This window comes from Agrobacterium sp. CNPSo 2736 (assembly GCF_004005385.1).
In the GTDB taxonomy this organism is placed as follows: Bacteria; Pseudomonadota; Alphaproteobacteria; order Rhizobiales; family Rhizobiaceae; genus Agrobacterium; species Agrobacterium leguminum.
This window is the reverse complement of the sequence record NZ_RZTX01000003.1, coordinates 188,657-214,820: the sequence shown is the minus strand read 5'-3', so window position 1 is coordinate 214,820 and position 26,164 is coordinate 188,657. Positions and strand designations below refer to the sequence as shown.

The following is a 26,164-nucleotide window of genomic DNA, read 5'->3' as shown; positions in this document are numbered from 1 at the left end:
GTCATATCACAATGACCTTGGTTCCGACGTTGACGCGCTCGTAAAGATCGGTGACATCCTCGTTGCGCATGCGGATGCAGCCGGAGGAATTGTTGCTGCCGATCGTCCACGGCTGGTTGGTGCCGTGGATGCGATAAAGCGTGGAGCCGAGATACATGGCGCGCGCGCCCATCGGGTTCGCCGGGCCGCCTTCCATGAAGGCCGGCAGGTAGTGTCCCTTCCTCGCCTCGCGGCTGATCATTTCCTTCGGCGGGGTCCAGCTCGGCCATTCCGCCTTGCGGGTTACCTTGTGGGTGCCGGCCCATTCGAAACCGGGCTTGCCGACGCCGACGCCGTACCGCCGGGCCTTGCCATCCGCGAGAACGAGATAAAGGAAACGGTTCGGCGTATCGATGACGATGGTGCCGGGCTTTTCATTGGTCGGGTAGGTGACGATCTGCGGCAGGAATTGCGGCGCGATCTGGGTGCGCACCGGCGCATTGGGGCGGACGGCGGCGTTCTGCACCCGCGCCGGGCGCTGCGATGTGACGCCGGAGCTGGGGCGCTGCGGCATGGCGGCCTGGCGCTGCTGGAAGAACGGCTGGCGTGCGGCAGGCGCACGCGGATAAACCACGGGCCGCACATTGCCGCGGCCGCCGAGCTGGGTAACCCAGGGGGCCGAAAGATCCGGGCTGACGACGACGGGCGGGCGCTCGCGATAACGCTCATTAGCCATGGCTGCCGGGGCAGCAAAGGTGGAAACGAGGCTCAACGCCAGAAAAACGGACTTCATCGTCATCGGGTGGACTCTCTCTGCGGGATGTCGCAACTATGGATTTGCGGGACTGTTCGCCCGCTTTGCCGGACACGTTCGCACCTCGACGCCAGCGAATCGTAAATGGCTGTTCATTAAAAAGCGCTTGATTAGGAAAAGCTGGATTTAAGGTTAGCACCGGGTTTTGAAACGTGGTGAATGAGTGGTAAGTGCGCGGTCTGAACCGGTCACGGGCGGGAGCGGAGAAGGGTGGTTGCGGAATGAGTGAAGCGGGACTTGAAACGGGCGCGGATGGCCTTGTGCGGTGTTTCTGGCAGCAGGGGCTTGCGGATTACAGCCGATATCACGACGAGGAATGGGGTTATCCCGTCACCGATGATCGCCGCCTTTTCGAGAAGATCTGTCTGGAAGGTTTCCAGTCCGGCCTTTCCTGGCTGACGGTTCTGCGCAAGCGCGAGGCGTTCCGTCTTGCCTTCGCCAATTTCGAATTCGAAAAAGTGGCGGAATTCGGTGAGGCCGATATTGAGCGTTGCCTTGCCGACAAGGGCATCATCCGCCATCGCGGCAAAATCGTCTCGACCATCAACAATGCCCGCCGCGCCATGGAGCTGCGCGATGAATTCGGTTCGCTCGCCCGTTATTTCTGGGGTTTCGAACCGGCCGCCGCAGAAAGGCCGCAAAGGCTGGACTATGCGACGTTAAGGGCCAACCCCACCAGCGCCGCCTCCATCCGTCTTTCCAAGGACCTGAAGAAGCGGGACTGGAGTTTCGTCGGCCCGACGACCGTCTATGCATTCATGCAGGCCATGGGTATGGTCAACGACCATATCGAAGGCTGTCATTGCCGCCAGCCGATAGAGGCCATGCGGCGGGAGTTTGTACGTCCATGAAGGTAACCTCCCTTCTTCTGGCTCTCACCATGACTGTCACCGCCGTGCCGCATCCCTCCTTCGCGGAAGGCCGCAATGTCGACGGTATCTGGCTCGATGACGGCGAAAGGCTGAAGGAAGTGGCGCTGCCGCCGGCCGGGCCGCTGAAGCTTGACGGCTGGACGCGGCGCGGGCGCGGCGATGTCTATCGCCTGAAGGTGAAGGCCGGGCAGACGGTGAAGATCGAGCTTGCCGCCTCCAGCGAATTCGTGCTGATGGCGGTCTTCGATTTTTCAACGCCGGATGAGGACGCGATCTTCTTCAGCGATTCCGAAGGCAAGGTCGCAACCCTGACGCCGAAGGCGGATACGGAATGGCTGATCCGCCCGACGCTTATCCTGGGATCGCCGCGCCGCGGTCTCGGCGCGCATTACACGCTGACGGTCAGCACCGGGACGTAACAGCCCGCCCTTTGCTTAGGCCGCCTGGGTCAGCACAATCAGGCCGAAACTCAAGACACCAAGCAGCACGAGCGACAGGCTGGCGGCGACGATGACCTTGCCGCCGGCATGACGAAGGCTGCGAATATCGACCGAAAGGCCCAGCGCCGCCATCGACATGATGGTGAGAATGTTGGAGAGCGTCGCGACAGGGCCGATCAGAGCCTCGGGAATGAGGCCGAAGGACCGGGCCATGATCATCAGCACGAAGGCGATGATGAACCACGGAACCATCTGCTGCAATCTCAGGCGTTCCGTGCCGGACTGGCCATGGATGACGGAGAGGGCGGCGATCACAGGTCCCAGCATCAGCACGCGGATAAGCTTGACGATGGTGCCGGTCTGCACGGCGACTGCGCCGAGCGGGGCGGTTGCGGCCAGAACCTGCGGCACGGCATAAACCGTCAGGCCGGCGAAAATACCATATTGGGTGGCGTCGAGACCCAGAAGCTGCGGCAGGAACGGCATCAGCAGGACGGCGGCGACGCCGAGAACGGCTGTGAAGGCAATCGAGGCGGCGACATCTTCCGGCTTGGCGCCGATGGCGGGCGCAGCGGCGGCGATGGCGGAGTTGCCGCAGATGGAATTGCCGCAGGCGATCAGCGTCGCAAGCTTGGGCGGCAGACCGAGCATCCGCCCGGCGGCATAGCTGACGACCAGCGACAGCGCGACGATCAGCGCAATGCCGCCGATCAGCAAACCGCCGGCGCCCTTGAGGATGGAAAGGCTCAGAGATGCACCAAGAAGCGCCACCGCGATTTCGAGCAGCGTCTTGGCGCTGAATTTGATGCCGGCCGAAGCGACGGCGGGCAGCGACACCAGCGAACGCAGCAGCGTACCGATCAGAATGGCGAGCACGAGATCGCCGAGCCATGCGTGGCCTGCAAGCCGCACCTGAAAGCGCTCCGCCAGAATGGCGGCGCAGCTGACGGCCGCGCAGATGAGAATGCCCGGCAGAAGCGGGGTAAGCCAGCGGAGCGAAAACTGAAAGGGATGGGTAAGGGTGCGATGGTGTGCCATGGCCAGACAATGCCGTAGCCGCCTGTTTTATTCTATCAAATAATATGGCATATATTATTCGATAAAATCGAATGAAAAGCCATGACCTTCGAACAGCTTCGCATCTTCATCGCCGTAGCCGAACGCGAGCACCTCACGAGGGCCGCCGAAGCCATCGGCCTGACCGCCTCCGCCGTCAGTTCCGCCATCAAGAATCTCGAGGCCTTTTATAATGTCGAGCTGTTCCATCGCGTCGGCCGCAACATTGAACTTACCGAAAGCGGCCGGGTATTTCTGGGCGAAGCGAAGGCGACGCTGGCGCGTGTGCGTAATGCGGAATTGATTCTCTCCGAAATGGGCGGGCTGACGCGCGGCGAAATCACCGTTTGCGCCAGCCAGACGATTGCAAGCTACTGGCTGCCGCCGATCCTGATGCAGTTCAAAAAACTTTATCCGGGCGTGACCGTGCGGCTCGATATCGGCAATACGAAAACGGTGACCCAGGCCGTGCTCGACGGTCTGGCGGAGGTCGGTTTCATCGAAGGCAGGATCGACGAGCCGGCCTTGATGGTGCAGCCCGTCGTCTCCGACAAGCTGCTGGTCGTCACCGGTTCGGCCCATCCTTTCGCCGATGGCCGTTATCTCACTGCGCTCGATATGCTCTACGGCACTTCATGGGTTCTGCGTGAACAGGGTTCCGGCACCCGCTCCGCCTTCGAGGCGGCGGTGCGGCAGATGGGGGTGGACCCGGGCGAGCTTTCCGTCATGCTCGAACTGCCCTCCAACGAGGCGGTGGTGATGGCGGCGCGCTCCGGCGGCGCGGCCACGGCGGTTTCCGCCTCCGTCGCCTCGCTGTTTCTGCGGCAGGGATTGCTTGTCCGAGCCGGCATCGATCTGCCTGCCCGAAACTTCGCTTTGCTGCGCCACAAGGAACGCCATACCAGCCGGGCGGCCATGGAACTGGAGCGCCTTAGCCGTGCGGCTTCGGAGGACTATAAGGCCGGTCTCGCGGGGTTGTAACCTTGTGGGAGCGCCAGCCGGCGCTCCCCGTTTGACAATTGCATCAATCACTTGCCCTTGGACTTCAGCCAGGCCTTCATCATGGCGATCTCGCCTTCCTGCGCCTTGATGACCTCTTCGGCCAGCTTGCGGATTTCCGGGTCCTTGCCGTATTCGAGCTGGACCCTGGCCATATCGATTGCGCCCTGATGGTGCGGGATCATGCCACGCACGAAATCGACATCGGCATCGCCGCTATAATCGATGGCCATATCGCCATGCATTTTCTTGCTGGCTTCCATGAACGCCTTGGTGGAAGCGCTGTCGCTCATGGTGCCTTTTGACATATCGTGTCCGGCATGGCCGCCCGCTTCCTGTGCGAAAAGCGGCACGGCGAAGACGGTTGCGAAAGCAGCGGCGAGAGTGATGGTCTTGATAGACATGGATTATCCTTCCTGTGTCTGGCGGATTTTTCGAAGATGGGTCTGAAAAAATCTGGGTCAGGCGCGGGGAGGCGGCAGCGGCGGCGCGAAGGCCTTGCCGTCAAAGACGATGCCGCGTTGCGGCTTGGGATAGGCGAATGCCACCCGGCCGCTATCGGCGAAGATCGTTCGGGGAACCACGATCAGGCAGGCAGCGCAGGAGCCGGGATGTGCGGCATCGCCACCATGCGGGCAGCAACCGCCCGTGCCGGCTCCATGAGCCCCATTCTCCGCATGCGCTTTAGACCCGTCATCGCGATCAGCGGCTCTATGCGAATGGGCATCGTCATGTTTCATCGGCGACTGTGAGGAAGCTGCCATGCCCGTAGCCGTCGGCATGCTCATCGCCATCTGCGCCGGCATTGCGCCGTATAACAGGCAGGCAAGGAACATCAATGTGCGGACCACCTGGGACATGGTGTGAATTTACCGCCGCAATTATGGAATAAGCATGACGATCAGGTCAGTTCACGCGCGATGACGTGATGCACGATGCGGTAATCCCTGCTTTCCTCGCCAAACGGGGCAAGCGGCCATTCCCATGCGGCGGCGGGGGCAGGAAGCTCGATGCCATGCAGCAGGTCTTCGTGCTGGTGCAGGTTGCCGTCCTTGCCGATGATGTCGAAGGAGGTGTCCGTTATCAGGCAGGCCTTGCAGGGCAGGCCAGCCAGCGCTTCCAGATGGGTGTGAATGAGCTTCGGCAGAAGGTCGTCCGGGGTATCTGCGATCTTTTCCCGCTCCAGCCGGTAGCGTGCGCCGGTGCCGATCTGTGACAGGAGATTGGCCGATACCACGAGATCGAGATAGGGCACCCGCCGCAGGAAATCGAGCGGTTCCGCCGGCCGGCCGGCGAGAACATCGTCAAAGCCGGAAAGATCGCGGTTGGCGATGCGGACATTCTTTTTGGCATTGAGGCGCAGCTTCACCTGCACGCTGGCAAGATGCACCAGATCGACCAGCACGACGGTATCGAACATCGCCACCAGCGCATCATAGGGCACATCGCGCAACAGGCCAGACCCCAGTACGACGGCCGTTCGCCGCTGCTTCAGCTTTCTCGCCGATTGCAGAACGAATTGCCGGCTGTTGTTTTCATGCTCCGCCCAGGCTTTGGCGCAGCGGTTGGCGCGCGCCCACAGGTTGACGGAATAGCGGATATGCGGCCGGAATTCTTTCGGCGTGACCGCGCGCGTGGCGGCATATTGCAGGGCTTCGAGGATCATGAATGCCTATCGGTAGATTTCACGGCGATGGCCGATTTCGACCACCAGCACGACGAGCTTGTGATCCTGTATATCGCAGATGATGCGGTAATCGCCCACCCGGTAGCGCCAGAAATTTCCGAGCTCGGAGCCTTGCAGGGCGGCGCCGGTCTGCCGTGGATCATCCAGTGCCGCCAGTCGTTCATGGAGAAAACTCCGGATTCGCTGGCGCGTTTCCGGATTTATCTTGCGCATCTCTTTCTGGACAAGCGTGTGATATTCAATTGTCCAGATCACGCCAGAACTCCTCGGCGCTTACAACCTTCGATTCTCCACGCTGAATGTGCCGCGTCGCCTCTTCGGCAAGATAGAGGTCCTCCATATCCTCGATATGTTTCTCGATCGCCTCGCGGATGTAATAGGCGGATGTGCGGCCGGTGCGCTCGGACAGCGCCTTCAGCCGCTCATAGGTCTCGTCCGGCAGGCGTATGGCCGTCTGTTTGCTCATGGGTCGCGTCCTTCCCGATACTAATTGGGATACATGTATCCCATATAGCACCGCTTGCCTGAACAGGCCAGTAGAACCGCAGCCTTTGCGGCTTGCCGCACCGGGCTTCATCCTCTAATACACCGGCTTGATTTCAGGAAAATATCGGATCGGCCCCATGAGCGAAAAAGCAAAAAAGCCTCAGAAACTGAAAGCCCGCCTGCCGCGCGGCTTCGTGGATCGCTCGGTTGCCGATATTCATGCCACCAATGAGATGATCGAGAAGATCCGCAGGGTCTATGAGCTTTACGGCTTCGATCCGGTGGAAACCCCGCTGTTCGAATATACCGATGCGCTCGGCAAATTCCTGCCCGATAGCGACCGGCCGAACGAAGGTGTGTTTTCGCTGCAGGACGATGACGACCAGTGGATGAGCCTGCGCTACGATCTGACCGCGCCGCTTGCCCGTCATGTCGCGGAAAACTTCAACGAAATCCAGCTGCCATACCGCACCTATCGCGCCGGTTATGTCTTCCGCAATGAAAAGCCCGGCCCCGGCCGCTTCCGGCAGTTCATGCAGTTCGATGCCGATACCGTGGGCGCCGCCGGCGTGCAGGCCGATGCCGAAATGTGCATGATGATGGCCGATACGCTGGAAGCGCTCGGAATTCAGCGCGGCGACTATGTCATTCGCGTCAACAACCGCAAGGTGCTCGACGGCGTCATGGAAGCCATCGGTCTCGGCGGCGAGGACAATGCCGGCCGTCGTCTCAACGTGCTGCGTGCCATCGACAAGCTCGACAAGTTCGGTCCTGAAGGCGTGAAGCTGCTGCTCGGCCCCGGCCGCAAGGATGAATCCGGCGATTTCACCAAGGGTGCTGGTCTTGGCGAGGAGCAGATCGAAAAGGTGCTGTTTTTCGTCGGCATCAAGGATTATGCGGCAAGCGCCGACGATCTGGCGAAACTGGTCGCGGGCACCTCGAGAGGCGGGGAAGGCGTTGAGGAGCTGAACATCATCGGCGCTCTGGTCACCAGTGCCGGTTACGATGCGACGCGCATCAAGATTGATCCTTCCGTCGTGCGTGGCCTCGAATATTACACCGGCCCGGTCTATGAGGCCGAGCTGAGCTTCGATGTCACCAACGAAAAGGGCGAAAAGGTCGTGTTCGGCTCCGTCGGCGGCGGCGGGCGTTATGACGGCCTCGTTTCACGCTTCATGGGCCAGCCGGTTCCGGCCACGGGCTTCTCCATCGGCGTTTCGCGCCTGATGACGGCTTTGAAGAACCTCGGCAAGCTCGGTCAGGTCAAGCCGCTTGCACCGGTTCTGATCACTGTCATGGATGGCGATGTGGAGAGCATGGGCCGTTACCAGCGCTTCACGCAGGCGCTGCGCGCCGAGGGCATCCGCGCTGAAATGTACCAGGGCAACTGGAAGAAATTCGGCAACCAGCTGAAATATGCCGACCGTCTCGGCTCCCCCATCGCCATCATCCAGGGCGGTGATGAGCGCGCCGAAGGCGTGGTGCAGATCAAGGATCTGATCGAAGGCAAGCGCCTGTCCGGCGAGATCGAGGACAATGCCAGCTGGCGCGAGGCGCGTGTGGCGCAGGTCAGCGTCCCGGAAGCCGAACTGGTGGCGAAGGTTCGCGAGATTCTGGAGCATCAGGCAGAGGACGTTCGCCGCGCCGCCGAAGGGCGCTGAGGCCATGGCGATCCTTGCGCTCGACCATGTTCAACTGGCGATGCCGGCGGGCCGCGAAGATGAGGCGCGCTCTTTCTATGGCGGCCTGCTCGGCTTTGCGGAGCAGGCAAAACCCGCCAATCTGGCCGCGCGGGGCGGGTGCTGGTTCAGTCGGGGTTCGATAAAACTGCATCTCGGGGTCGAGCAGGATTTCCGCCCGGCGCGCAAAGCCCATCCGGCCTTTCTGGTCGATGATATGGCAACCTTGCGAAAAACACTTGAAACAGCAGGCTGCCATGTGGTTGAGGATGAGCCGCTTGAAGGGTATCACCGGTTTTATGTCCATGATCCCTTCGGAAACCGCATCGAAATGATGCAGCCGCTCGAACCGTGACGAAAAGTACCGTTCCATGCCCCTGATCGACATGCCGGAATTTTCCGGAGAGCTACTGGAAGAATTCGCCGCGCGCCGCACGAGCCGTGTGAACACGCCGGTCATCCAGCCCGCCGAACCGTTTCTGGATATGGCAGGCGAGGATCTGCGCCGCCGTATCTTCATGACGGAGAGCGAAACGGGTGAGAGCCTGTGCCTGCGCCCCGAATTCACCATCCCGGTCTGCCTGCGCCATATCGAAACGGCGACTGGCACGCCGAAGCGTTATTCCTATCTCGGCGAAGTCTTCCGCCAGCGTCGCGAAGGTGCCAACGAGTTTTATCAGGCCGGTATCGAGGATCTCGGCGATACCGATATCGCCGCCGCCGATGCTCGTGCCGTCATTGACGCCACCGGCATTCTGCAGCGCCTGCTGCCGGGCCGGGCGCTTGCCGTCACGCTGGGCGACCAGCAGGTGTTTGAAGCGGTGGTTGCCGCCCTTGGCCTGCCGCTTGGCTGGCAGAAGCGGCTGGTGCAGGCCTTCGGCGATATGGCGCAGCTCGACGCGCTTCTGGAAGGCCTCGTGCATCCCAAGCCGATGACCGGGCTGGATGCAAGGGTCGCCGGCCTTCTGGCGACGGGCGACGAGGCGGTGCTGGTCGATTATCTCGATACGGTGATGCAGGAGACCGGCTATTCCACCAATGCCAGCCGTTCACCGCAGGAAATCGCCCGCCGCCTGCGGGAAAAACTGGCGCTTGCCGCCACGCGCCTGCCGGATGAAAGCTTCGCGCTGCTCAAGCAGTTCCTGGCCCTGAAGGCGCCCCTGCCGCAGGCCTCGCAGGTTCTTGCCGATTTTGCCGCAAAGGCGAAGCTGAAACTGGACGGCGCGCTTTCGTCTTTCGATAAACGCGTCGCAGCGCTTGCCAATGCCGGTGTCGATCTCGAAACCGTCAGCTATGGCGCGGCCTTCGGTCGTCCGCTCGATTATTATACCGGCCTTGTCTTCGAGGTGGTGGAAGCGGGTGGAGACAGCGTTCTGGCCGGCGGCGGCCGTTTCGACCGGCTGCTGACCCTGCTCGGCGCACAGGAAAAAATCCCGGCCGTGGGCTTTTCGCTCTGGCTGGATCGCATCGAAGCGGTGCGTGGGAGCAACAGGCCATGATCACCATCGCATTGCCCTCAAAGGGCCGGATGAAGGAAGATGCCTCCGCCGTTCTGGAACGCGCCGGGCTGAAAGTCGCGGCTGTCGGCAATGACCGCTCCTATCGCGGCCGCATCGAAGGACGCGACGATATCGAAATCGCCTATCTGTCGGCTTCCGAGATCGCCCGCGAGATCGGCGCCGGCACAGTGGATTTCGGCGTGACGGGTGAGGACCTTGTGCGCGAGGGACTGACCAATGCCGATGCGCAGGTTGAATTCTGCGCCCGCCTCGGTTTCGGCCATGCCGACGTCGTGGTCGCGGTGCCGGAAATCTGGCTGGATGTGGACAGCATGGCCGATCTTGGCGATGTGGCGTCTGAGTTCCGCGCCCGTCATGGCCGCAGGCTCGCCATCGCCACCAAATATTGGAGGCTGACGCAGCAGTTCTTTTCGCGCCAGCACGGCATTCAGCTTTATCGCATCGTCGAAAGCCTTGGCGCGACCGAAGGTGCACCGGCTGCGGGGCAGGCGGATATCATCGTCGATATCACCTCGACCGGCTCGACACTCAGGGCCAACCACCTGAAAATCCTCGCGGACGGCATTATTGTTCGCTCGGAAGCCTGCTTCGTGCGCGCCCGCAAGCCGGAACACGAAGGCGATGCGGCGGTTCAGGAGATCGCCTCGCGCATCAGGGCTGCGGTCTGACGACATAAAACAAAAAGCCGCCGGAGCGATCCGGCGGCTTTTTATTGGTCGATCTGTCTGGCTCAGGCGTGGGCCACAGCCGTGCCGCGCTTAGCGTCGACGGAATAGGCGCCGGGGCCGAAGGCGGCAAGCAGGATGTAAGCGCCGGCAAGGGTGATGTTCTTCACCATCATGATGCCGTTCAGCGTGTTGATCCAGCCAAGAGCCGGCTCAGGCCAGCCGGGAACGGCAACGGTGCCGCTGTGGAAAACCAGACCGGTGAAGACGCAGAAGACGGCAAGCGCCCAGGCAGCGATTTTGGTCTGGAAACCAGCGAGAATGGCAAGACCGGCAACGAGTTCGAACAGGCCTGCGATATAGGCAAGCGCGGTTGCGGCGGGCAGGCCGGCGCCCGTGATCATGCCGGCCGTACCGGCCGGATCGACGAGCTTGCTGAAGCCCGACGTGATGAAGATGAAAGAAAGCAGAATACGGGCGATGAGAACGAGAACGTTCTGGCTGCTGGACATGGATATCTCCGGTAAATAATCGGCGTGTCGCCGGTTGAACTGCAATGTCTGAAGATATCAATGACCGAAAATCATTCGCGCCGAAAGATGAACAATAGGAGACGAATTGTCTTCATATAGTGAACGAACATCCTGGGTCCGTTGGCTATGTTCAGGCGGCGAAGCGAATATCCTCAAGGCGCGGAAACAGGAAAAGCCCTGATATGCGCCCTTGCTGCCCGTCTTCGAAGCCGGAAGATTCACCCATGCAGATGACCGGCTGGCGCATCGCCGGCAAGATGGAGAGGCCGGTTGAAAAACAGAAACGTGAGGGTGCAGTGGAGACCTGCTCGAAAAGTTCCAGAACGCGGGCGTGGTCAGCGCGGTCGTAACAGCGGACAAGGCTGAGCAACCCGCACTCGCCCGGCGGCAGGCCATGCATGAACGACGCGTGTTCGCCGAGCCGGATGACGCCACTGGAAAGATCGCTGCTCCACTCCTCCGACATGAAGAAATGCGACAGGGTCCGGGGATCGGGCGTGGTCGTCAGCGCCGCAGGCAGAGCATCGTTGCGTCTTGATATTTCAAACAAATCGCGCCCCCGCATGAACACGTGCCAGCGCCGCCACTTCAAGCGCCACTGCCAGGTTGAACCTTTACCGCCACCCGCAGTCGAACGTGTTTGCCAGGCATCGAAACCCCTTCGATGCTGGCCGCCCCGTCGCGGAACCCTTACGGGGGGTGACTTATAGTTTATTTTCCCCTACCTACAACAACCAGCCAGTGAGAAAATCAAAAATATTATGTATTTCTTCTTCAAAATCGCGAGACTTGCGAAAAAGCACAACTAAATAGCGCACTTATAAGCCGGTCTGAGTGGAAACCGGCCCCGTATTGGGTGGTGATTCGCTCTTGAATGTGCCCCATTATTGCATAGGGCCGCAAAAAATAGCCGGATAAAATCATGCCTGTTCCAAAACGGGACAATACACGAACCGTTCCGCTTTCGGCCTTCAGAATTGTGCAACCTGTTGATTTTCATGAAGCATCCCAAGGATGAGGCCGATAAGGCGCGCCGCCTTCCGTCAATCACGCATGGGCGGCAAAGAAAAAGGGCGGTCCGAAGACCGCCCTTTCCTTATTCCGGTGACAGGACTGATTAGAAGTCCATGCCGCCCATGCCGCCGCCCGGCATTGCCGGCATCGGAGCGTCCTTCTTCGGAAGCTCGGCGATCATGGCTTCGGTGGTGATCAGCAGCGAAGCAACCGAAGCTGCGTTCTGCAGAGCCGTACGAACAACCTTGACCGGGTCGACGATGCCGAGCTGGATCAGGTCGCCATATTCGCCGGTCTGGGCGTTGTAGCCGTAGTTGTCTTCGTTCTTCTCGAGGATCTTGCCGACAACGATGGAAGCTTCGTCACCTGCGTTGTCTGCGATCTGGCGAACCAGAGCCTGCAGGGCGCGGCGGATGATGTTGATACCGGCTTCCTGGTCGTCGTTTTCACCCTTTGCGGTGATCTTCGTGGACGAACGCAGCAGGGCAACGCCGCCGCCCGGTACGATGCCTTCCTGAACGGCAGCGCGCGTCGCGTTGAGAGCGTCGTCGATGCGGTCCTTCTTTTCCTTCACTTCGACTTCCGTCGAACCGCCGACGCGGATAACGGCAACGCCGCCAGCGAGCTTGGCAAGACGTTCCTGCAGCTTTTCGCGATCGTAGTCGGAGGTGGTTTCTTCGATCTGGGCCTTGATCTGGGCAACACGGCCTTCGATGTCGGACTTCTGGCCGGCGCCGTCAACGATCGTGGTGTTTTCCTTGGAGATCGAAACCTTCTTCGACTTGCCGAGCATGTCGAGGGTAACGTTTTCGAGCTTGATGCCGAGGTCTTCGGAAATGACGGTACCACCGGTCAGGATGGCGATGTCTTCCAGCATGGCCTTGCGGCGGTCGCCGAAGCCCGGAGCCTTGACGGCAGCGATCTTGAGGCCGCCACGCAGCTTGTTGACGACGAGCGTTGCAAGAGCTTCGCCTTCGACGTCTTCAGCGATGATGACGAGCGGCTTGCCGGTCTGAACGACAGCTTCGAGAACCGGCAGCATGGCCTGGAGGTTCGAGAGCTTCTTTTCGTGCAGGAGGATGTATGCGTCTTCGAGGTCCGCAACCATCTTTTCCGGGTTGGTCACGAAGTAGGGCGACAGGTAGCCGCGGTCGAACTGCATGCCTTCGACGACTTCGAGTTCGGTTTCAGCGGTCTTGGCTTCTTCAACGGTGATGACGCCTTCGTTGCCGACCTTCTGCATTGCTTCAGCAATGTCGAGACCGATCTGACGCTCGCCGTTTGCAGAGATCGTGCCGACCTGCGCAACTTCTTCAGACGTGTTGATCTTCTTGGCCTTGGCCTGAAGGTCCTTGACGACTTCAGCAACGGCCAGATCGATACCGCGCTTCAGGTCCATCGGGTTCATGCCGGCAGCAACCGCCTTGGAACCTTCGCGAACGATGGCCTGGGCCAGAACGGTCGCGGTGGTGGTGCCGTCACCGGCGATGTCGTTGGTCTTGGAGGCAACTTCGCGAACGAGCTGCGCGCCCATGTTCTCGAACTTGTCTTCCAGTTCGATTTCCTTGGCGACGGAAACGCCGTCCTTGGTGATGCGCGGAGCGCCGAAGGACTTGTCGATAACGACGTTACGACCCTTCGGGCCGAGGGTTACCTTCACTGCATCAGCAAGAACGTCGACGCCCTTGAGCATCTTTTCGCGCGCTGTGCGGCCGAATTTTACTTCTTTGGCTGCCATGTTCAAAACTCCTGGTTTCGAATGGCCGGACCGGGTCCGGCTTGAAATTTAAGGAAGGACGGGTTCGGCCAGATCAGCCGATGATGCCCATGATGTCGGCTTCCTTCATGATCAGAAGGTCTTCGCCGTTGAGCTTGACTTCGGTGCCCGACCACTTGCCGAACAGAACGCGGTCACCAGCCTTGACGTCGAGAGCGACGACCTTGCCGGACTCATCGCGTGCGCCGGAACCGACGGCGACGATTTCGCCTTCCTGCGGCTTTTCCTTGGCGGTATCGGGAATGATGATGCCGCCCTTGGTCTTGGCTTCGGATTCAACGCGACGAACGACGACGCGATCGTGAAGCGGGCGGAAATTGGTGCTTGTCATTGCCTAATCCCTCGATCAAATGACTTCATGAACCTTCGCAGGCTCGCGTGATGGGTGTTAGCACTCTTCTTGTTTGAGTGCCAGCGGAACCGAGATAAGGAGGGCTTCTTCCGGAGTCAAGAACGCCCTGTCTGAAAAATTTCATGGCTTATGGTTATCAGCGTTCCATGACAGAAATTTCCCATGCGCGGACGGGCGCGGCGACGTCGTTCTTTTCGCGCGTTGCGGCCGCATCGCATCTAAGGGGCATTTGTGTTCATGCTGCGTCAGGCGGGCCAAAGACCGGTCTGGCGGCGCTTTTTTCCTTGCCATCGGCGTCCCGCTTTGCGATGTGACGCTCACCCTCTTCTCGCATCCGGAAAGCATCTCATGGCCCATCGCATTCTCACTCTCGGCGAAATTACGGCTGGGTTCGACGTTATTCTTTCGGATGTCTGGGGCGTGCTGCACAATGGCGTCAGCGCCTTTCCGGATGCGGCGGTTGCCCTGCGGGAAGCGCGCAAGGCCGGCAAGACGGTGGTGCTCATCACCAATTCGCCGCGCCCCGCTCCCGGCGTCATCGCCCAGCTTCGCGTTCTCGGCGTGCCGGATGAGGCCTATGACCGTATCATCACGTCCGGCGACGTCACCCGCGGCCTGATCGCGGAAGGCCCAAAAAAGGTCTTCCTGCTCGGCCCGGAACGGGACATGCCGCTGCTGGAAGGTCTCGATGTCGAATGTGTCGGCGAGGCGGAAACGGAATCCGTGGTCTGCACCGGCTTCTTCGACGACGAGACGGAGACGCCCGAAGACTATACCGAAATGCTCAAGGGCTTCATTGCCCGCAACGTGCCGATGATCTGCGCCAATCCCGATCTGGTGGTGGAGCGCGGCGAGCGCATCATTCCCTGCGCCGGCGCCATGGCCGCTTACTACGAACAGCTCGGCGGCGAGGTCCGCATTGCCGGCAAGCCGCATGCGCCGATCTATGAAGCCTGCCTTGCGGCGGCCAAGGAGGTGCGCGGCGCTTTCGCCAAGGATCGCGTGCTCGCCATCGGCGACGGCATGCCGACGGATGTGAAGGGCGCGATTGCGAGCGGCCTCAACCTTCTTTATATCAGCGGCGGCATTCACGCCGCCGAATATACGCTGAACGGCCAGACGGACGAGGCGCTTCTCAACGCCTATCTCAAGGGGCAGGGCGCGGCTCCCGGCTGGTGGATGCCCCGTCTCGCCTGAGGACGTCTTGCCTGAGGAATAGCTGGCGCAGGAATGGATCGATTGCCATGACCGTTTTTCACCGCAATGAAAAAAAGGAGCCGCTGCCGGAAGCTCTTCGCGGCGGCGTCATCGCCATCGGCAATTTCGACGGTGTGCATCGCGGCCACCGGGCCGTGCTGGATCGTGCTCTGGAGCTGGCGGAAGCCCGTGGCGTTCCCGCGCTGGTGCTGACCTTCGAGCCGCATCCCCGTTCCGTCTTCCGTCCCGATACGCCGGTCTTTCGCCTCACGCCCGCGCCGCTGAAGGCGCGCATCCTTGAGGCCATCGGTTTCCGCTCCGTCATCGAATATCCCTTCGACCGGGAATTTTCGCAGCGCTCGGCGGAAGAATTCGTCCAGTCCATTCTGGTCGACTGGCTTCATGCCAGCGCCGTCGTCACCGGCTTCGATTTCCACTTCGGCAAGGGCCGCGAAGGCGGCCCGGCATTTCTGATGGAGGCCGGCAAACGCCATGGCTTCGACGTGACGCTGGTGGATGCCTTCCGCGACGAGGGCGCGGATGTCGTCTCCTCCAGCCGGATCCGCTCGCTTCTGTGCGAAGGCGATGTGGCGGGCGCCGCAGGTCTGCTCGGTTATCGCTTCACGGTGGAAAGCGAAGTCATCGGCGGCCAGAAGCTCGGTCGCACGTTGGGTTATCCCACCGCCAACATGGCGCTGGCGCCGGAAACGGAACTGAAGGCCGGCATCTATGCCGTGCGGTTCCGCCGCCCGGACGGTTCGATCCGCGATGGCGTGGCAAGCTTCGGTTACCGCCCGACCGTCACCGAAAACGGTGCGGCGCTGCTCGAAACATTCGTCTTCGATTTTTCAGGCGATCTTTATGGCGAGGTCTGTTCGGTGTCCTTCTTCGGGCATCTGCGCGACGAGCTGAAATTTGACGGTCTCGAACCGCTGGTGGCGCAAATCAGGCGCGACGAGGAAGAGGCAAGGGCAATGCTGTCAGGCGTGCGGCCGCTGAGCGAACTGGACGCCAAGATCGCCTTTTGAGCTGAAAGGGCCAACAGCCCCTTATTCCGGCCCCGGTTGCTGTCGCTTTTCTCTTCCTTTTTACCGGAAAACCGCATAAACAATCCGCCATGTCCCAATACCGGTTGATGTTTAAAACTCAGATTGGCCGAATTATTGGCCCGGCTTTCCGCCCGCTCTGACGAGCCGGAAGGTCCGGGATTTTGGCGCTTGTCATGACATTTGTCATGGCGCTTTCCGTATTTGCCCTGTTTTGAATTGAGACGGCGCGACCGCCACGGCGCGCAACAACGGTACGATTATGAGCGACACCGCAGAAAAACTCGACTATTCCGCCACCCTGTATCTGCCGCAGACGGATTTTCCGATGCGCGCCGGCCTGCCGCAGAAGGAACCGGAAACGGTGAAGCGCTGGCAGGAAATGGGCCTCTACAAACGCCTGCGCGCCTCCGCCGCCGGCCGCGAAAAATTCGTGCTGCATGACGGCCCGCCCTATGCCAACGGCAACATCCACATCGGCCACGCGCTGAACAAGATCCTGAAAGACGTCATCACCCGCTCGTTCCAGATGCGCGGTTACGACGCCAATTACGTTCCGGGCTGGGATTGCCACGGCCTGCCGATCGAATGGAAGATCGAGGAAGCCTATCGCGCCAGGGGCAAGAACAAGGACGAGGTTCCGGTCAACGAATTCCGCAAGGAATGCCGTGACTTCGCGGCCGGCTGGATCAAGGTTCAGTCGGAAGAGTTCAAGCGCCTCGGCATCGAGGGCGACTTCGAAAACCCCTACACCACGATGAACTTCCACGCAGAAGCCCGCATCGCCGGCGAACTCCTGAAGATCGCCCGCACCGGCCAGCTTTATCGCGGCTCGAAGCCCATCATGTGGTCGGTCGTCGAGCGCACGGCGCTGGCGGAAGCCGAAGTCGAATATGCCGATGTCGAGAGCGACATGATCTGGGTGAAATTCCCGGTCAAGGATGCGGTTCCCGGTCTTTCCGGCGTCTCCGTCGTCATCTGGACAACGACGCCGTGGACCATCCCCGGCAACCGCGCCATCGCGTTTTCTTCGCGGGTCGAATACGGCCTGTTCGAAGTCGAAAGCGCGCAGAACGATTTCGGTCCGCAGCCGGGCGAAAAGCTGATCTTCGCCAAGAAGCTCGCCGATGAGGCCGCAGCCAAGGCGAAGCTGACCTTCAAGCTCGTTCGCGACGTGGAAACGGAAGAACTGGCCGCCATCACCTGCGCCCATCCTTTGGCGTCGCTCGGCTACGATTTCCCGGTTCCGCTTCTCGAAGGCGATCACGTCACCGACGATGCCGGTACGGGTTTCGTGCACACAGCGCCGAGCCACGGCCGTGAGGACTTTGACGTCTGGACCGCGCATCAGCGTGAGCTGGAAGCGCGCGGCGTTTCGTCGGCCATCCCGTTCCCGGTTGGCGATGACGGTTTCTACACCGAAGACGCCCCCGGTTTCGGCCCGTCCGCCGAAGGCGGCGCTGCCCGCGTCATGGACGATAACGGCAAGAAGGGCGATGCCAATGACCGCGTCATCAAGGCGCTGATCGCGGAAAACAACCTGTTTGCCCGCGGCCGTCTGAAGCACAGCTATCCGCATAGCTGGCGTTCCAAGAAGCCGGTCATCTTCCGCAACACGCCGCAATGGTTCGTCTATATGGACAAGGAACTGGGCGACGGCACGACGCTGCGTTCGCGCTCGCTGAGTGCTATCGACGACACCCGCTTCGTTCCGGCCTCCGGCCAGAACCGCCTGCGCGCCATGATCGAAGGCCGGCCCGACTGGGTTCTGTCGCGCCAGCGCAGCTGGGGCGTGCCGATCGCCGTCTTCGCCGATGAGAAGGGCGAAGTCCTGATCGATGAGGCCGTCAACGCCCGCATCCTCGAGGCCTTCGAGGCCGAAGGTGCTGACGCCTGGTTCGCCGAAGGCGCCAAGGAACGTTTCCTCGGCAATGACCACGACCATGCCCGTTGGCAGCAGGTCATGGACATTCTCGACGTCTGGTTCGACAGCGGCTGCACCCATACCTTCACGCTGGAAGACCGCCCGGACATGAAGTGGCCGGCGGATGTCTATCTGGAAGGTTCCGACCAGCATCGCGGCTGGTTCCACTCGTCGCTGCTGGAAAGCTGCGCGACGCGTGGCCGTGCGCCTTACAACGCCGTTGTCACCCATGGTTTCACCATGGATGAGAAGGGCGAGAAGATGTCGAAGTCCAAGGGCAACGTGGTTTCTCCGCAGGAAGTCATGAAGGACGCCGGCGCGGATATCCTGCGCCTGTGGGTCATGACCACGGATTATTGGGATGACCAGCGCCTCGGCAAGGCCATCATCCAGACCAATGTCGATGCCTATCGCAAGCTGCGCAACACCATCCGCTGGATGCTCGGCACGCTCGCCCATTATGAGGGCGAGGAGATCGCCTATGCCGATCTGCCGGAGCTGGAAAAGCTGGTGCTGCACCGCCTGTCCGAACTGGATGGCGTCGTGCGTGAAGGTTATGACGGCTTCGAGTTCAAGAAGATCGCCCGCGCGCTGGTGGATTTCGCCAATGTCGAGCTTTCGGCCTTCTATTTCGATATCCGCAAGGACACACTTTATTGTGACGCGCCATCCTCGCTGAAGCGCCGCGCTGCCCTCTCGGTCATCGCGAAGCTGTTCGATTGCCTCGTCTCGTGGTTGGCACCCATGCTGCCCTTCACGACGGAAGAAGCGTGGCTGTCGCGTTATCCGGATGCGGAATCGGTGCATCTCGTCCAGTTCCCGGAAATCCCGGCGGAATGGAAGAACGATGCGCTGGAAGCGAAGTGGGAAAAAATCCGCAAGGTCCGCACGGTTGTTACCGGCGCGCTGGAAGTGGAACGCCGTGAAAAGCGTATCGGCTCTTCGCTGGAAGCTGCCCCTGTCGTGCACATTACCGACGCCGATCTTCTGGCGGCGCTGAAGGGGCAGGATTTCGCCGAAATCTGCATCACTTCGGCCATCTCGGTGGTGGGCGATGAAGGCCCGGCCGATGGCTTCCGCCTGCCGGAAGTGGCAAAGGTCGTGGTCGAGCAGAAGCTGGCGGAAGGCGTAAAATGCGCCCGTTCCTGGCGCATCACCACCGATGTCGGCTCCGATCCGGCCTATCCGGAGGTTTCCGCCCGCGATGCGGCCGCGCTGCGAGAGCTTGCAGCCCTCGGATGATCCGATGCGCGATGAAAATGACCGGATGAATTGCGCTTTGCCTCTTCATCCGGTACACCTGCCTGAAAATGGCCGGATTTGCACGGCAATGCGGGCTGCCGCCTGCCGAAAGACGATGTCTGGCGAAGTGGGACGGACGGCTGGAAGGGTTTCAATGAAGACGATGCAGGGTAATGCGCAGGGTTTGGGCATGTTTCGCACGGTTGTTGGCGTCACGACGATAGGCGTGTTGCTGGGCGCCTGCACGAGCCCGACCTACGGTACGGGCAAGACGGCGGCGGAACAGCTTGTCGACGATCTCGGCAACGCGACCTCGATCACCGGCAACGATCAGGAAAAGCGCAACCTGAAATACAGCCCGCGCCCCGGCCTCGTCGTTCCCGCCCAGGCCCGTGCCGAACAGCTGGCAGAGCCGCAGCAGAACATGGCAAGCCGCGAAAACAATCCGCAATGGGTCGAATCGCCGGAAGAAACCCGCGAACGCCTGCGCGAAGAGGCGGATGCCAACAAGAACAACCCGCATTATCGTTCGCCGCTGCTCGCCGGCAACGGCACGGCCGGCCAGATGACCGAGACCCAGAAATGGGAAGCCTTCCGCAAGGCCAAGGCCGATGCCCAGGGCGGCTCCGTCGTCAACGCCCAGCGCAAGTTCCTCACCGATCCGCCGGCTGAATATCGTAGCGTCCCGCAGGATCAGCTGACCGATCTCGGCGAACCGGAACAGAAGAAGGAAAAGCGCCGCAAGAAAGAAGCGGCCGTGGCAAACACCGGCAAGAGCTGGTGGAACCCCTTCCAGTAATAATGAATGGCTGACGGCCTGCGGGAAAGCTTGCGTCTCCCGCCGGTCACTCAATCGTCTAGACGTTTCTCGCGGAAAAATTGCCGCAGGATTTCCGCACTTTCGCTTTCCGCCAGTCCCGAATAGACATCCGGCGCATGGTGGCATGTCGGCTGGCTGAAGAAACGCACGCCACTCTCCACTGCGCCGCCCTTCGGGTCTCGCGCGCCGTAATAGAGCCGGCGGATACGGGCGAATGAAATCGCCGCCGCGCACATGGTGCAGGGCTCCAGTGTCACATAGAGATCGGCGCCGGGCAGGCGTTCCTGCTCCAGCGCTTCGCAGGCCATGCGGATCACGGCGATTTCGGCGTGAGCCGTCACATCGTTCAATTCACGGGTGCGGTTGCCGGAACGGGCGATGACGCGGCCGTCCATAACCAGTACAGCGCCGATCGGAACCTCCTGCCGCTCAGCCGCGGCACGGGCTTCCGAAAGCGCCAGCTCCATGAAATGCGTCCTTTCGGCCATTGCGTTTCAATTTCCTCTTAACCCTTGTGCTTGGACCTGATAGGACAGCCCAAACAACAGGCAAACAGCAAATGACTTTTAAAGACAAGCCGAAGCGTGACGGCGGCAAGACATTTAGCCGCGACAGGAAGCCGAAAGGCCCCGGCAAGCCCGCCGCAGAGCGCGAAAAGAAACCGACCGAGGCAAAGGTCGCCCCGGTGCCGGAAACCGTTGGCGCTTCCAAGCCCGAGCGCATTTCCAAGATCATGGCGCGCGCCGGTGTGGCCTCGCGCCGCGATGTCGAGCGCATGATCATGGAAGGCCGCGTGTCGCTGAACGGCGTCAAGCTGGATACGCCGGTGGTCAACGCCACGCTGTCCGACAAGATCGAAGTGGACGGCATGCCGATTCGCGGTGCCGAGCGCACGCGACTGTGGCTCTACCACAAGCCCGCCGGTCTGGTGACGACCAATTCCGACCCGGAAGGCCGTCCGACCGTTTTCGACAATCTGCCGGGTGAACTGCCGCGCGTTCTGTCCATCGGCCGTCTCGATATCAATACCGAAGGCCTGCTGCTGCTCACCAACGATGGCGGTCTTTCCCGCGTGCTGGAACTGCCGACCACCGGCTGGCTGCGCCGTTACCGCGTGCGCGCCCATGGCGAGGTCGATCAGGCCGCGCTCGACAAGCTGAAGGAAGGCATTGCCGTCGACGGCGTGCTCTACGGTGCAATCGATGCCACGCTCGACCGCACCCAGGGCCACAATGTCTGGATCAGCATGGGTCTGCGTGAAGGCAAGAACCGCGAGATCAAGAACGTGCTCGGCGCGCTCGGTCTCGAGGTCAACCGCCTGATCCGCGTTTCCTACGGTCCGTTCCAGCTCGGCGATCTCGCTGAAGGCAAGGTGCTGGAAGTGCGCGGCCGCATGCTGCGCGACCAGCTCGGCCCGCGTCTGATCGAACAGGCCGGCGCCAATTTCGACGCGCCGATCTACAATGCGCCCGTTGAGGATGAAGAAGACGACACGCCGAAGCGGCCCGTAAAATCCGAATGGGCGAAGAGCGATGCGCCGGAAGGCAAGCCGCGCTTCGAAAAGAGCGGCAAGCCGGAAGACCGCCGCGAAAAGGCGCTCGGCCGTCTCGATACCAAGCGCGGCGACAAGCCCGCCGGCAAGTTCGGCTCCAAGCCCGCCGGGAAATTTGGCGCCAAAGGCCGCAGCGAGGATGAAGGCGACGACCGCCGCCCCCGCCAGGCCGCCGGCACCAGCCGCACGGCCAATGTCTGGATGGCGCCCGGTGCAAGGCCCACCCGTGACGGCAAGGAACGTAAGTCTTCCGCCCGCGCGGAAGCTGAAAACCTCTTCAAGAAGCCTTCCGCCCAGGACGAAGCGCGGCGCAACGTCGTGCGGCATGCGGATGCCGAGGGCGAGTGGATCCGCTCAGATTCCCCCCGTGAAGAGGAAGCTGGTCGCGGACGCGGCGACCGTCCGCGTGGCGAAAAGAGCTTTGGTGATCGTGGTGGACGCGGCGGAAAGCCGTTCGGCGACCGGCCATTCCGCGACAAGCCGCGTGAAGAAGGTGATCGCCCGCGTGGCGACCGTCCGCGCGGTGAAAAAAGCTTCGGTGACCGCCCGGCACGCGGCGGCAAACCTTTCGGCGACCGGCCGTTCCGTGACAAGCCGCGCGAAGAGGGTGACCGTCCGTTCCGCGACCGCCCCCGTGGCGAAAAACCTTTCGGTGACCGTCCGTTCCGCGACAGGCCCCGTGAAGACGGTGACCGCCCACGCGGTGAGCGCCCGGCGGGAGACAAGCCCCGTGGCGGCAAGCCGGCCGGTAAATCCGGATTCGGCAAGCCATCTTTCGGAAAGTCGGGCGAGCGTGGCGAACGTTCGGGTTTCTCAGGCAAGAGCAAAGGCCCCGGTGGTCCCGGCGGCGGCAAGCCGGGCGGCAAAGGCCCGGGTGGCAAACCTTCTGGAGGCAGGGGAATGACACGTAATGCGGATCGTAGGCGGTGAGTTCCGCGGCCGGATACTGGCCGCGCCGAAATCGAATTCCATTCGTCCGACCATCGACAGGACGCGGGAAAGCCTCTTCAATATTCTGAGCCATGCCTATCCGGAAAGTCTGGATGGCACGCGCGTTCTGGATGTTTTTGCCGGAACCGGTGCGGTCGGTCTGGAGGCGCTTTCGCGCGGCTGTCGCGTGGCGCTCTTCGTCGAAAACGGCGTGGAGGGCAGGGGGCTGCTCTGGGAAAATATCGATGCGCTGGGTCTGCATGGCCGCGCCCGTATCCTGCGGCGTGACGCCACCAAGCTCGGCGGCGTCAACAATATCGAACCCTTCGATCTTCTCTTCGCCGATCCGCCCTATGGCTATGGCCATGGCGAGAAGGCTTTCGCGGCCGCCCATGGCGGCGGCTGGCTGAACCCCGGCGCGCTCGCCATCCTCGAAGAGCGCGGCGATGTGACGGTCAAGGTCGATCCGGTTTTCAAACCGCTCGAAAGCCGCATCTTCGGCGATACGAAAATGCATTTCTACCGTTACGAGCCTTAAAACATTTCCAGGAAAAGCGGAGCCCGGTTTTCCGTCCGGAAATGCGACATAACAAAGAGTTAGAGTGTTTTCGCGATTCGAAGAAAAGCGAGAACGCTCTAACAGGAACACCTTCCCGTCACGCCACGGTCTTGTCTTGTTTGCGCAATAGGCAGAGTCTTTGCCGTGGAAAGAATTTGGGTATTCGCATGGAGCAGGGTGTAAACGAGAGCATAACGATCGTCCGCGCCGGGGAAGAGGTTCTCCAAGATGACGGTGCGGGCAGCCATGAGCCGACCTTCGGACTGGCGCTCGGCGGCGGCGGCGCCCGCGGCATCTGCCACATCAACGTCATCGAGGCGCTGGACGAACTCGGCATCCGGCCCGTGGCGATTTCCGGTTCGTCCATCGGCTCCATCATAGGCGCGGGCATGGCGGCCGGCATGACCGGCCGGGAAATCCGTGAATACACGCTTGAGCTGATGGGACGAAAAGGCTCGGTTGCCAACCGGCTCTGGAGCCTCGGCCCGGCATCGATGCGCCATGCGGTGGACGGTTTTCGCCTCGGGCAGTTCAACCTCGAACTCATCCTTCACGCCCTGATGCCGCAGGCTCTGCCGAAGGATTTTTCCGAGCTTGCCATTCCGCTCAAAGTGATAACCACGGATTATTACGCCCAGTCCGAAGTGGTGGTGGAACGCGGCGAGATCATCCAGGCGCTGGCCGCATCTGCCGCCATTCCCGCTTTGTTCATGCCCGTGCGTATCGATGGCCGCATCATGATCGACGGCGGCATTTTTAATCCGGTGCCCTATGAGCATCTGCTCGATCACGCCGATATCGTCATCGGCGTTGATGTCGTCGGTGGCCCGGAAGGTGATGGAACCACCATGCCGAACCGGCTGGACAGCCTGTTCGGCGCCAGCCAGCTAATGATGCAGGCAGCGATTGCCCTGAAACTGAGGCTACGCCCGCCGCATATTTTCCTGCGCCCGCCGGTGCACCGTTTCGGTGTGCTGGATTTCCTGAAGTCCGAAGAGGTGCTGAACGCATCGGCCGGCATCAAGGACGATCTGAAACGGCAGATCGACATGCAGGTGGAACTGTTTCATCGCGGGCAGGGCGTGGAGGCGTGACAAGTTAAGTGAGGTTGCCGCCCGCCCCTTTTTTCTCCCCGGCGGGGAGAAGAAACAAGCGCTGCTCTCCCAGTCACTAAGTTGAACTCAATTCAAAGCGAAACTTCCGTCTCGCTGTCCTCCGCATTCTCTTCTTCTTCCCACTTTTCCGCCTTGGTCTTCGGCTTCATCAGCGGTTCGGGCTTCACCTCGCGCACCGGCTTGTTGTGCAGCATCTGCCGGCCGGCGGCGAGGCCTTCCACGGCCTGTAGCTGAAGCCGCTCCTCGTCGCGCTCGCGAATGTCGTCGGCAATCGCCAGCGCCCTTTCGCCATCCAAATCCAGCCCCTCCAGAATGCGCCTGCCGAACAGCAGACCCGATTCCAGCGTTTCGCGGATTTCATATTCCACGCCCTTTTTTCTGAGGTCGAGGGAATGCACGCGGTCATAGGAGCGGGCATAGATGCGCACGCTCGGAAATTCCGACTGGATCATGTCGATGATACGGTCGGTCACCTCCTTCTTGTGGGTGCAGACCGCAACGAGATCGGCCCGCTCGATGCCGGCGGCGATCAGCACGTCCTTGCGGGTGCCATCGCCGAAAAAGATGCGGAAGCCGAAACGGGCGGCCTGCCGCACGCGGTCGGCCGAGCTGTCGATGACAGTCACGTCGCGCCCGCCGGCGAGAAGGATCTGCGAGGCGATCTGGCCGAAGCGGGAAAAGCCGATCATCAGCACATCCGCGCCCGCCCCGTCGAAATCCTCTTCCAGCTTGTCCTCTTCCGCATCCTCCGCCGTCAGCCGGCGTGAAATCACCGCCAGAAGCGGGGTCAGCGCCATGGAAAGCGTGACGACGGCAACGAGGATCGAGGCCGTTGCCTGCGGAAACAGGCCGGAGGCGGCAGCGGTGGTGAAGAGCACGAAGCCGAATTCGCCGCCCTGCGCCAGAAGCAGCGCGATGCGGCTCGATGCATAACGCGACGAGCCGGCGATGCGGCAGAGGCCATAGATCAGCGCCGCCTTCACCGCCATCATCGCCGGCACGGCGATCAGGATGAGCAGAATATGCTCATAGACGATATGAATATGCAGCGACATGCCGACAGCCATGAAGAACAGCGCCAGAAACAGGCCGCGAAACGGCTCGATATCGGCCTCCAGCTCGTGCCGGTAAGAGGATTCAGACAGCATCAGCCCCGCCAGCAGCGCGCCCATGCCCATCGACAAACCCACCGCCTCCATGATGGCGGCGGCGCCGATGACGACGAAGAGGGCGGCGGCGATCATCACCTCCCGCGCGCCGGTGCGGGCGATGATCTGGAACATCGGCGTCAGCAGATACCGCCCGGCCAGCACCATGCCGGCCACCGCGACGACGGAGGCGATGAGATCGGATACCATGGAATCCGTCGGCACATCCGGCCGGTTGGAAAGAATGGTGACGAGGGCAAGAAGCGGCACGATGGCGAGGTCCTGAAACAGCAGGATCGAAAAGGAGCGGTTGCCGTGCCGCGTATTCATGTCGCCGTCATCGGCAAGGATTTGCAGCGCAAAGGCGGTGGAGGAAAGCGCAAGGCCGAAACCTGCGACGAGGCTGCCGCGCCAGTCGATCAGCCCTGCCCACCAGGCAATGGCCGCCAGCACGCTGCCCGTCACCAGCACCTGCGCCATCCCAAGCCCTAAGATATCGCGCCGCATCTGCCAGATGCGCGACGGCTTCAGTTCGAGACCGATGATGAAGAGCAGGAAAACGACGCCAAGTTCCGAGACGTTGAAGATGTCCTTCGCATCCGTGACCAGATGCAGGAACGGCCCGATGATGATGCCCGCCACCAGATAACCGAGCACGGTGCCGAGCCCGAGCTTGCGGAAAACCGAGGCTGCGATGACCGCGCCGGCCAGAAGCAGCAGGGGTTCGGAAAAGAGAGCGTCGTGCTCGGTCATGCGGG

General features: G+C 61.4%; 27 protein-coding genes. 14 read left to right on the top strand and 13 right to left on the bottom strand.

The features are described 5' to 3' along the window. Position 1: 1 nt before the first annotated feature. Positions 2 to 778, bottom strand: coding sequence for a L,D-transpeptidase (locus EM858_RS07430; protein WP_127756312.1), 777 nt, complete (start codon positions 776 to 778; stop codon positions 2 to 4). A 236-nt stretch (positions 779 to 1,014) separates the two neighbouring features. Between EM858_RS07430 and EM858_RS07425 the strand changes: the two genes are divergently transcribed. Continuing rightward, positions 1,015 to 1,644, top strand: a complete 630-nt coding sequence (locus tag EM858_RS07425; RefSeq protein WP_127756311.1) for a DNA-3-methyladenine glycosylase I — start codon at positions 1,015 to 1,017, stop codon at positions 1,642 to 1,644. Next, entirely contained in the window at positions 1,641 to 2,084 is a 444-nt protein-coding gene (locus EM858_RS07420) for a hypothetical protein (RefSeq protein WP_127756310.1), read from the top strand. Before EM858_RS07425 ends, EM858_RS07420 begins: the two co-directional genes overlap by 4 nt. A 15-nt stretch (positions 2,085 to 2,099) precedes the next feature. Here the strand turns inward: EM858_RS07420 and EM858_RS07415 are convergent, their stop codons facing one another. Next, positions 2,100 to 3,143: a YeiH family protein gene (locus EM858_RS07415; protein WP_120947604.1), complete on the bottom strand. Its 1,044-nt coding sequence runs from the start codon at positions 3,141 to 3,143 to the stop codon at positions 2,100 to 2,102. 81 nt (positions 3,144 to 3,224) lie between these two features. On the opposite strand from EM858_RS07415, the gene EM858_RS07410 reads away from it, so the two are divergent. Continuing rightward, on the top strand, positions 3,225 to 4,142 hold the full coding sequence (locus tag EM858_RS07410; RefSeq protein ID WP_020812649.1) for a LysR substrate-binding domain-containing protein: 918 nt from the start codon (positions 3,225 to 3,227) through the stop codon (positions 4,140 to 4,142). A gap of 47 nt (positions 4,143 to 4,189) precedes the next feature. Here EM858_RS07410 and EM858_RS07405 read toward each other — a convergent pair whose 3' ends face one another. The 5 genes from EM858_RS07405 to EM858_RS07385 all read right to left on the bottom strand — a co-directional run bounded on the left by EM858_RS07405 (position 4,190) and on the right by EM858_RS07385 (position 6,313). Further along, positions 4,190 to 4,564 (bottom strand): DUF305 domain-containing protein, encoded by a 375-nt coding sequence (locus EM858_RS07405; protein WP_127756309.1) that lies wholly within the window; start codon positions 4,562 to 4,564, stop codon positions 4,190 to 4,192. A gap of 57 nt (positions 4,565 to 4,621) precedes the next feature. Continuing rightward, positions 4,622 to 4,924, bottom strand: coding sequence for a hypothetical protein (locus tag EM858_RS07400; RefSeq protein ID WP_233284723.1), 303 nt, complete (start codon positions 4,922 to 4,924; stop codon positions 4,622 to 4,624). Positions 4,925 to 5,061: 137 nt separating this feature from the next. Continuing rightward, positions 5,062 to 5,826: a hypothetical protein gene (locus tag EM858_RS07395; RefSeq protein ID WP_127756307.1), complete on the bottom strand. Its 765-nt coding sequence runs from the start codon at positions 5,824 to 5,826 to the stop codon at positions 5,062 to 5,064. Between the two features lie 6 nt (positions 5,827 to 5,832). Beyond that, positions 5,833 to 6,102 carry a type II toxin-antitoxin system RelE/ParE family toxin gene (locus EM858_RS07390; RefSeq protein WP_003519526.1) on the bottom strand — a complete coding sequence of 90 codons (270 nt, stop codon included), beginning with the start codon at positions 6,100 to 6,102 and terminating at the stop codon, positions 5,833 to 5,835. Then, the gene (locus tag EM858_RS07385; protein WP_127756306.1) at positions 6,086 to 6,313 is read right to left on the bottom strand and encodes a DUF6290 family protein; all 228 of its coding nucleotides are present in this window, start codon (positions 6,311 to 6,313) and stop codon (positions 6,086 to 6,088) included. Before EM858_RS07385 ends, EM858_RS07390 begins: the two co-directional genes overlap by 17 nt. Before the next feature lie 157 nt (positions 6,314 to 6,470). On the opposite strand from EM858_RS07385, the gene hisS reads away from it, so the two are divergent. From hisS to hisG, 4 genes are read left to right on the top strand one after another with little or no spacing between them, the layout of a single operon-like run. Then, positions 6,471 to 7,994: a histidine--tRNA ligase gene (hisS, locus tag EM858_RS07380; protein WP_127756305.1), complete on the top strand. Its 1,524-nt coding sequence runs from the start codon at positions 6,471 to 6,473 to the stop codon at positions 7,992 to 7,994. Positions 7,995 to 7,998: 4 nt separating this feature from the next. After that, positions 7,999 to 8,367 (top strand): VOC family protein, encoded by a 369-nt coding sequence (locus EM858_RS07375; RefSeq protein ID WP_127756304.1) that lies wholly within the window; start codon positions 7,999 to 8,001, stop codon positions 8,365 to 8,367. 16 nt (positions 8,368 to 8,383) lie between these two features. Then, positions 8,384 to 9,511: an ATP phosphoribosyltransferase regulatory subunit gene (locus EM858_RS07370; RefSeq protein WP_127756303.1), complete on the top strand. Its 1,128-nt coding sequence runs from the start codon at positions 8,384 to 8,386 to the stop codon at positions 9,509 to 9,511. Then, positions 9,508 to 10,200: an ATP phosphoribosyltransferase gene (gene hisG / locus EM858_RS07365; protein WP_127756302.1), complete on the top strand. Its 693-nt coding sequence runs from the start codon at positions 9,508 to 9,510 to the stop codon at positions 10,198 to 10,200. The genes EM858_RS07370 and hisG overlap by 4 nt, the downstream gene beginning before the upstream one ends. A gap of 62 nt (positions 10,201 to 10,262) precedes the next feature. Here hisG and EM858_RS07360 read toward each other — a convergent pair whose 3' ends face one another. From EM858_RS07360 to groES, 4 genes are all read right to left on the bottom strand, one after another. Beyond that, complete coding sequence (locus EM858_RS07360; protein ID WP_127756301.1) at positions 10,263 to 10,709, bottom strand: DoxX family protein; 447 nt, start codon at positions 10,707 to 10,709, stop codon at positions 10,263 to 10,265. 151 nt (positions 10,710 to 10,860) lie between these two features. Beyond that, entirely contained in the window at positions 10,861 to 11,295 is a 435-nt protein-coding gene (locus tag EM858_RS07355) for a hypothetical protein (RefSeq protein WP_080817653.1), read from the bottom strand. 552 nt (positions 11,296 to 11,847) lie between these two features. After that, positions 11,848 to 13,482 carry a chaperonin GroEL gene (gene groL / locus EM858_RS07345; RefSeq protein ID WP_063947704.1) on the bottom strand — a complete coding sequence of 545 codons (1,635 nt, stop codon included), beginning with the start codon at positions 13,480 to 13,482 and terminating at the stop codon, positions 11,848 to 11,850. Positions 13,483 to 13,555: 73 nt separating this feature from the next. Beyond that, positions 13,556 to 13,852 carry a co-chaperone GroES gene (gene groES / locus EM858_RS07340; protein WP_003522946.1) on the bottom strand — a complete coding sequence of 99 codons (297 nt, stop codon included), beginning with the start codon at positions 13,850 to 13,852 and terminating at the stop codon, positions 13,556 to 13,558. A 369-nt stretch (positions 13,853 to 14,221) separates the two neighbouring features. Between groES and EM858_RS07335 the strand changes: the two genes are divergently transcribed. From EM858_RS07335 to EM858_RS07320, 4 genes are all read left to right on the top strand, one after another. After that, on the top strand, positions 14,222 to 15,070 hold the full coding sequence (locus EM858_RS07335) for a TIGR01459 family HAD-type hydrolase (RefSeq protein WP_127756300.1): 849 nt from the start codon (positions 14,222 to 14,224) through the stop codon (positions 15,068 to 15,070). A 47-nt stretch (positions 15,071 to 15,117) separates the two neighbouring features. After that, entirely contained in the window at positions 15,118 to 16,098 is a 981-nt protein-coding gene (locus EM858_RS07330; protein WP_080817639.1) for a bifunctional riboflavin kinase/FAD synthetase, read from the top strand. A gap of 280 nt (positions 16,099 to 16,378) precedes the next feature. Continuing rightward, complete coding sequence (ileS, locus tag EM858_RS07325) at positions 16,379 to 19,282, top strand: isoleucine--tRNA ligase (RefSeq protein ID WP_127756299.1); 2,904 nt, start codon at positions 16,379 to 16,381, stop codon at positions 19,280 to 19,282. A 154-nt stretch (positions 19,283 to 19,436) separates the two neighbouring features. After that, positions 19,437 to 20,081: a hypothetical protein gene (locus EM858_RS07320; RefSeq protein WP_035261000.1), complete on the top strand. Its 645-nt coding sequence runs from the start codon at positions 19,437 to 19,439 to the stop codon at positions 20,079 to 20,081. 50 nt (positions 20,082 to 20,131) lie between these two features. On the opposite strand, the gene EM858_RS07315 is transcribed toward EM858_RS07320, so the two are convergent. Beyond that, positions 20,132 to 20,590 (bottom strand): nucleoside deaminase, encoded by a 459-nt coding sequence (locus tag EM858_RS07315; RefSeq protein ID WP_020811783.1) that lies wholly within the window; start codon positions 20,588 to 20,590, stop codon positions 20,132 to 20,134. Positions 20,591 to 20,661: 71 nt separating this feature from the next. On the opposite strand from EM858_RS07315, the gene EM858_RS07310 reads away from it, so the two are divergent. From EM858_RS07310 to EM858_RS07300, 3 genes are all read left to right on the top strand, one after another. Then, positions 20,662 to 22,584 (top strand): pseudouridine synthase, encoded by a 1,923-nt coding sequence (locus tag EM858_RS07310; RefSeq protein WP_127756298.1) that lies wholly within the window; start codon positions 20,662 to 20,664, stop codon positions 22,582 to 22,584. Next, positions 22,565 to 23,122, top strand: coding sequence for a 16S rRNA (guanine(966)-N(2))-methyltransferase RsmD (gene rsmD / locus EM858_RS07305; RefSeq protein WP_127756297.1), 558 nt, complete (start codon positions 22,565 to 22,567; stop codon positions 23,120 to 23,122). Before EM858_RS07310 ends, rsmD begins: the two co-directional genes overlap by 20 nt. Before the next feature lie 188 nt (positions 23,123 to 23,310). Next, positions 23,311 to 24,237, top strand: a complete 927-nt coding sequence (locus EM858_RS07300; RefSeq protein WP_127756296.1) for a patatin-like phospholipase family protein — start codon at positions 23,311 to 23,313, stop codon at positions 24,235 to 24,237. A gap of 92 nt (positions 24,238 to 24,329) precedes the next feature. On the opposite strand, the gene EM858_RS07295 is transcribed toward EM858_RS07300, so the two are convergent. Then, positions 24,330 to 26,159, bottom strand: a complete 1,830-nt coding sequence (locus tag EM858_RS07295) for a monovalent cation:proton antiporter-2 (CPA2) family protein (protein ID WP_127756295.1) — start codon at positions 26,157 to 26,159, stop codon at positions 24,330 to 24,332. Positions 26,160 to 26,164: the final 5 nt, after the last annotated feature.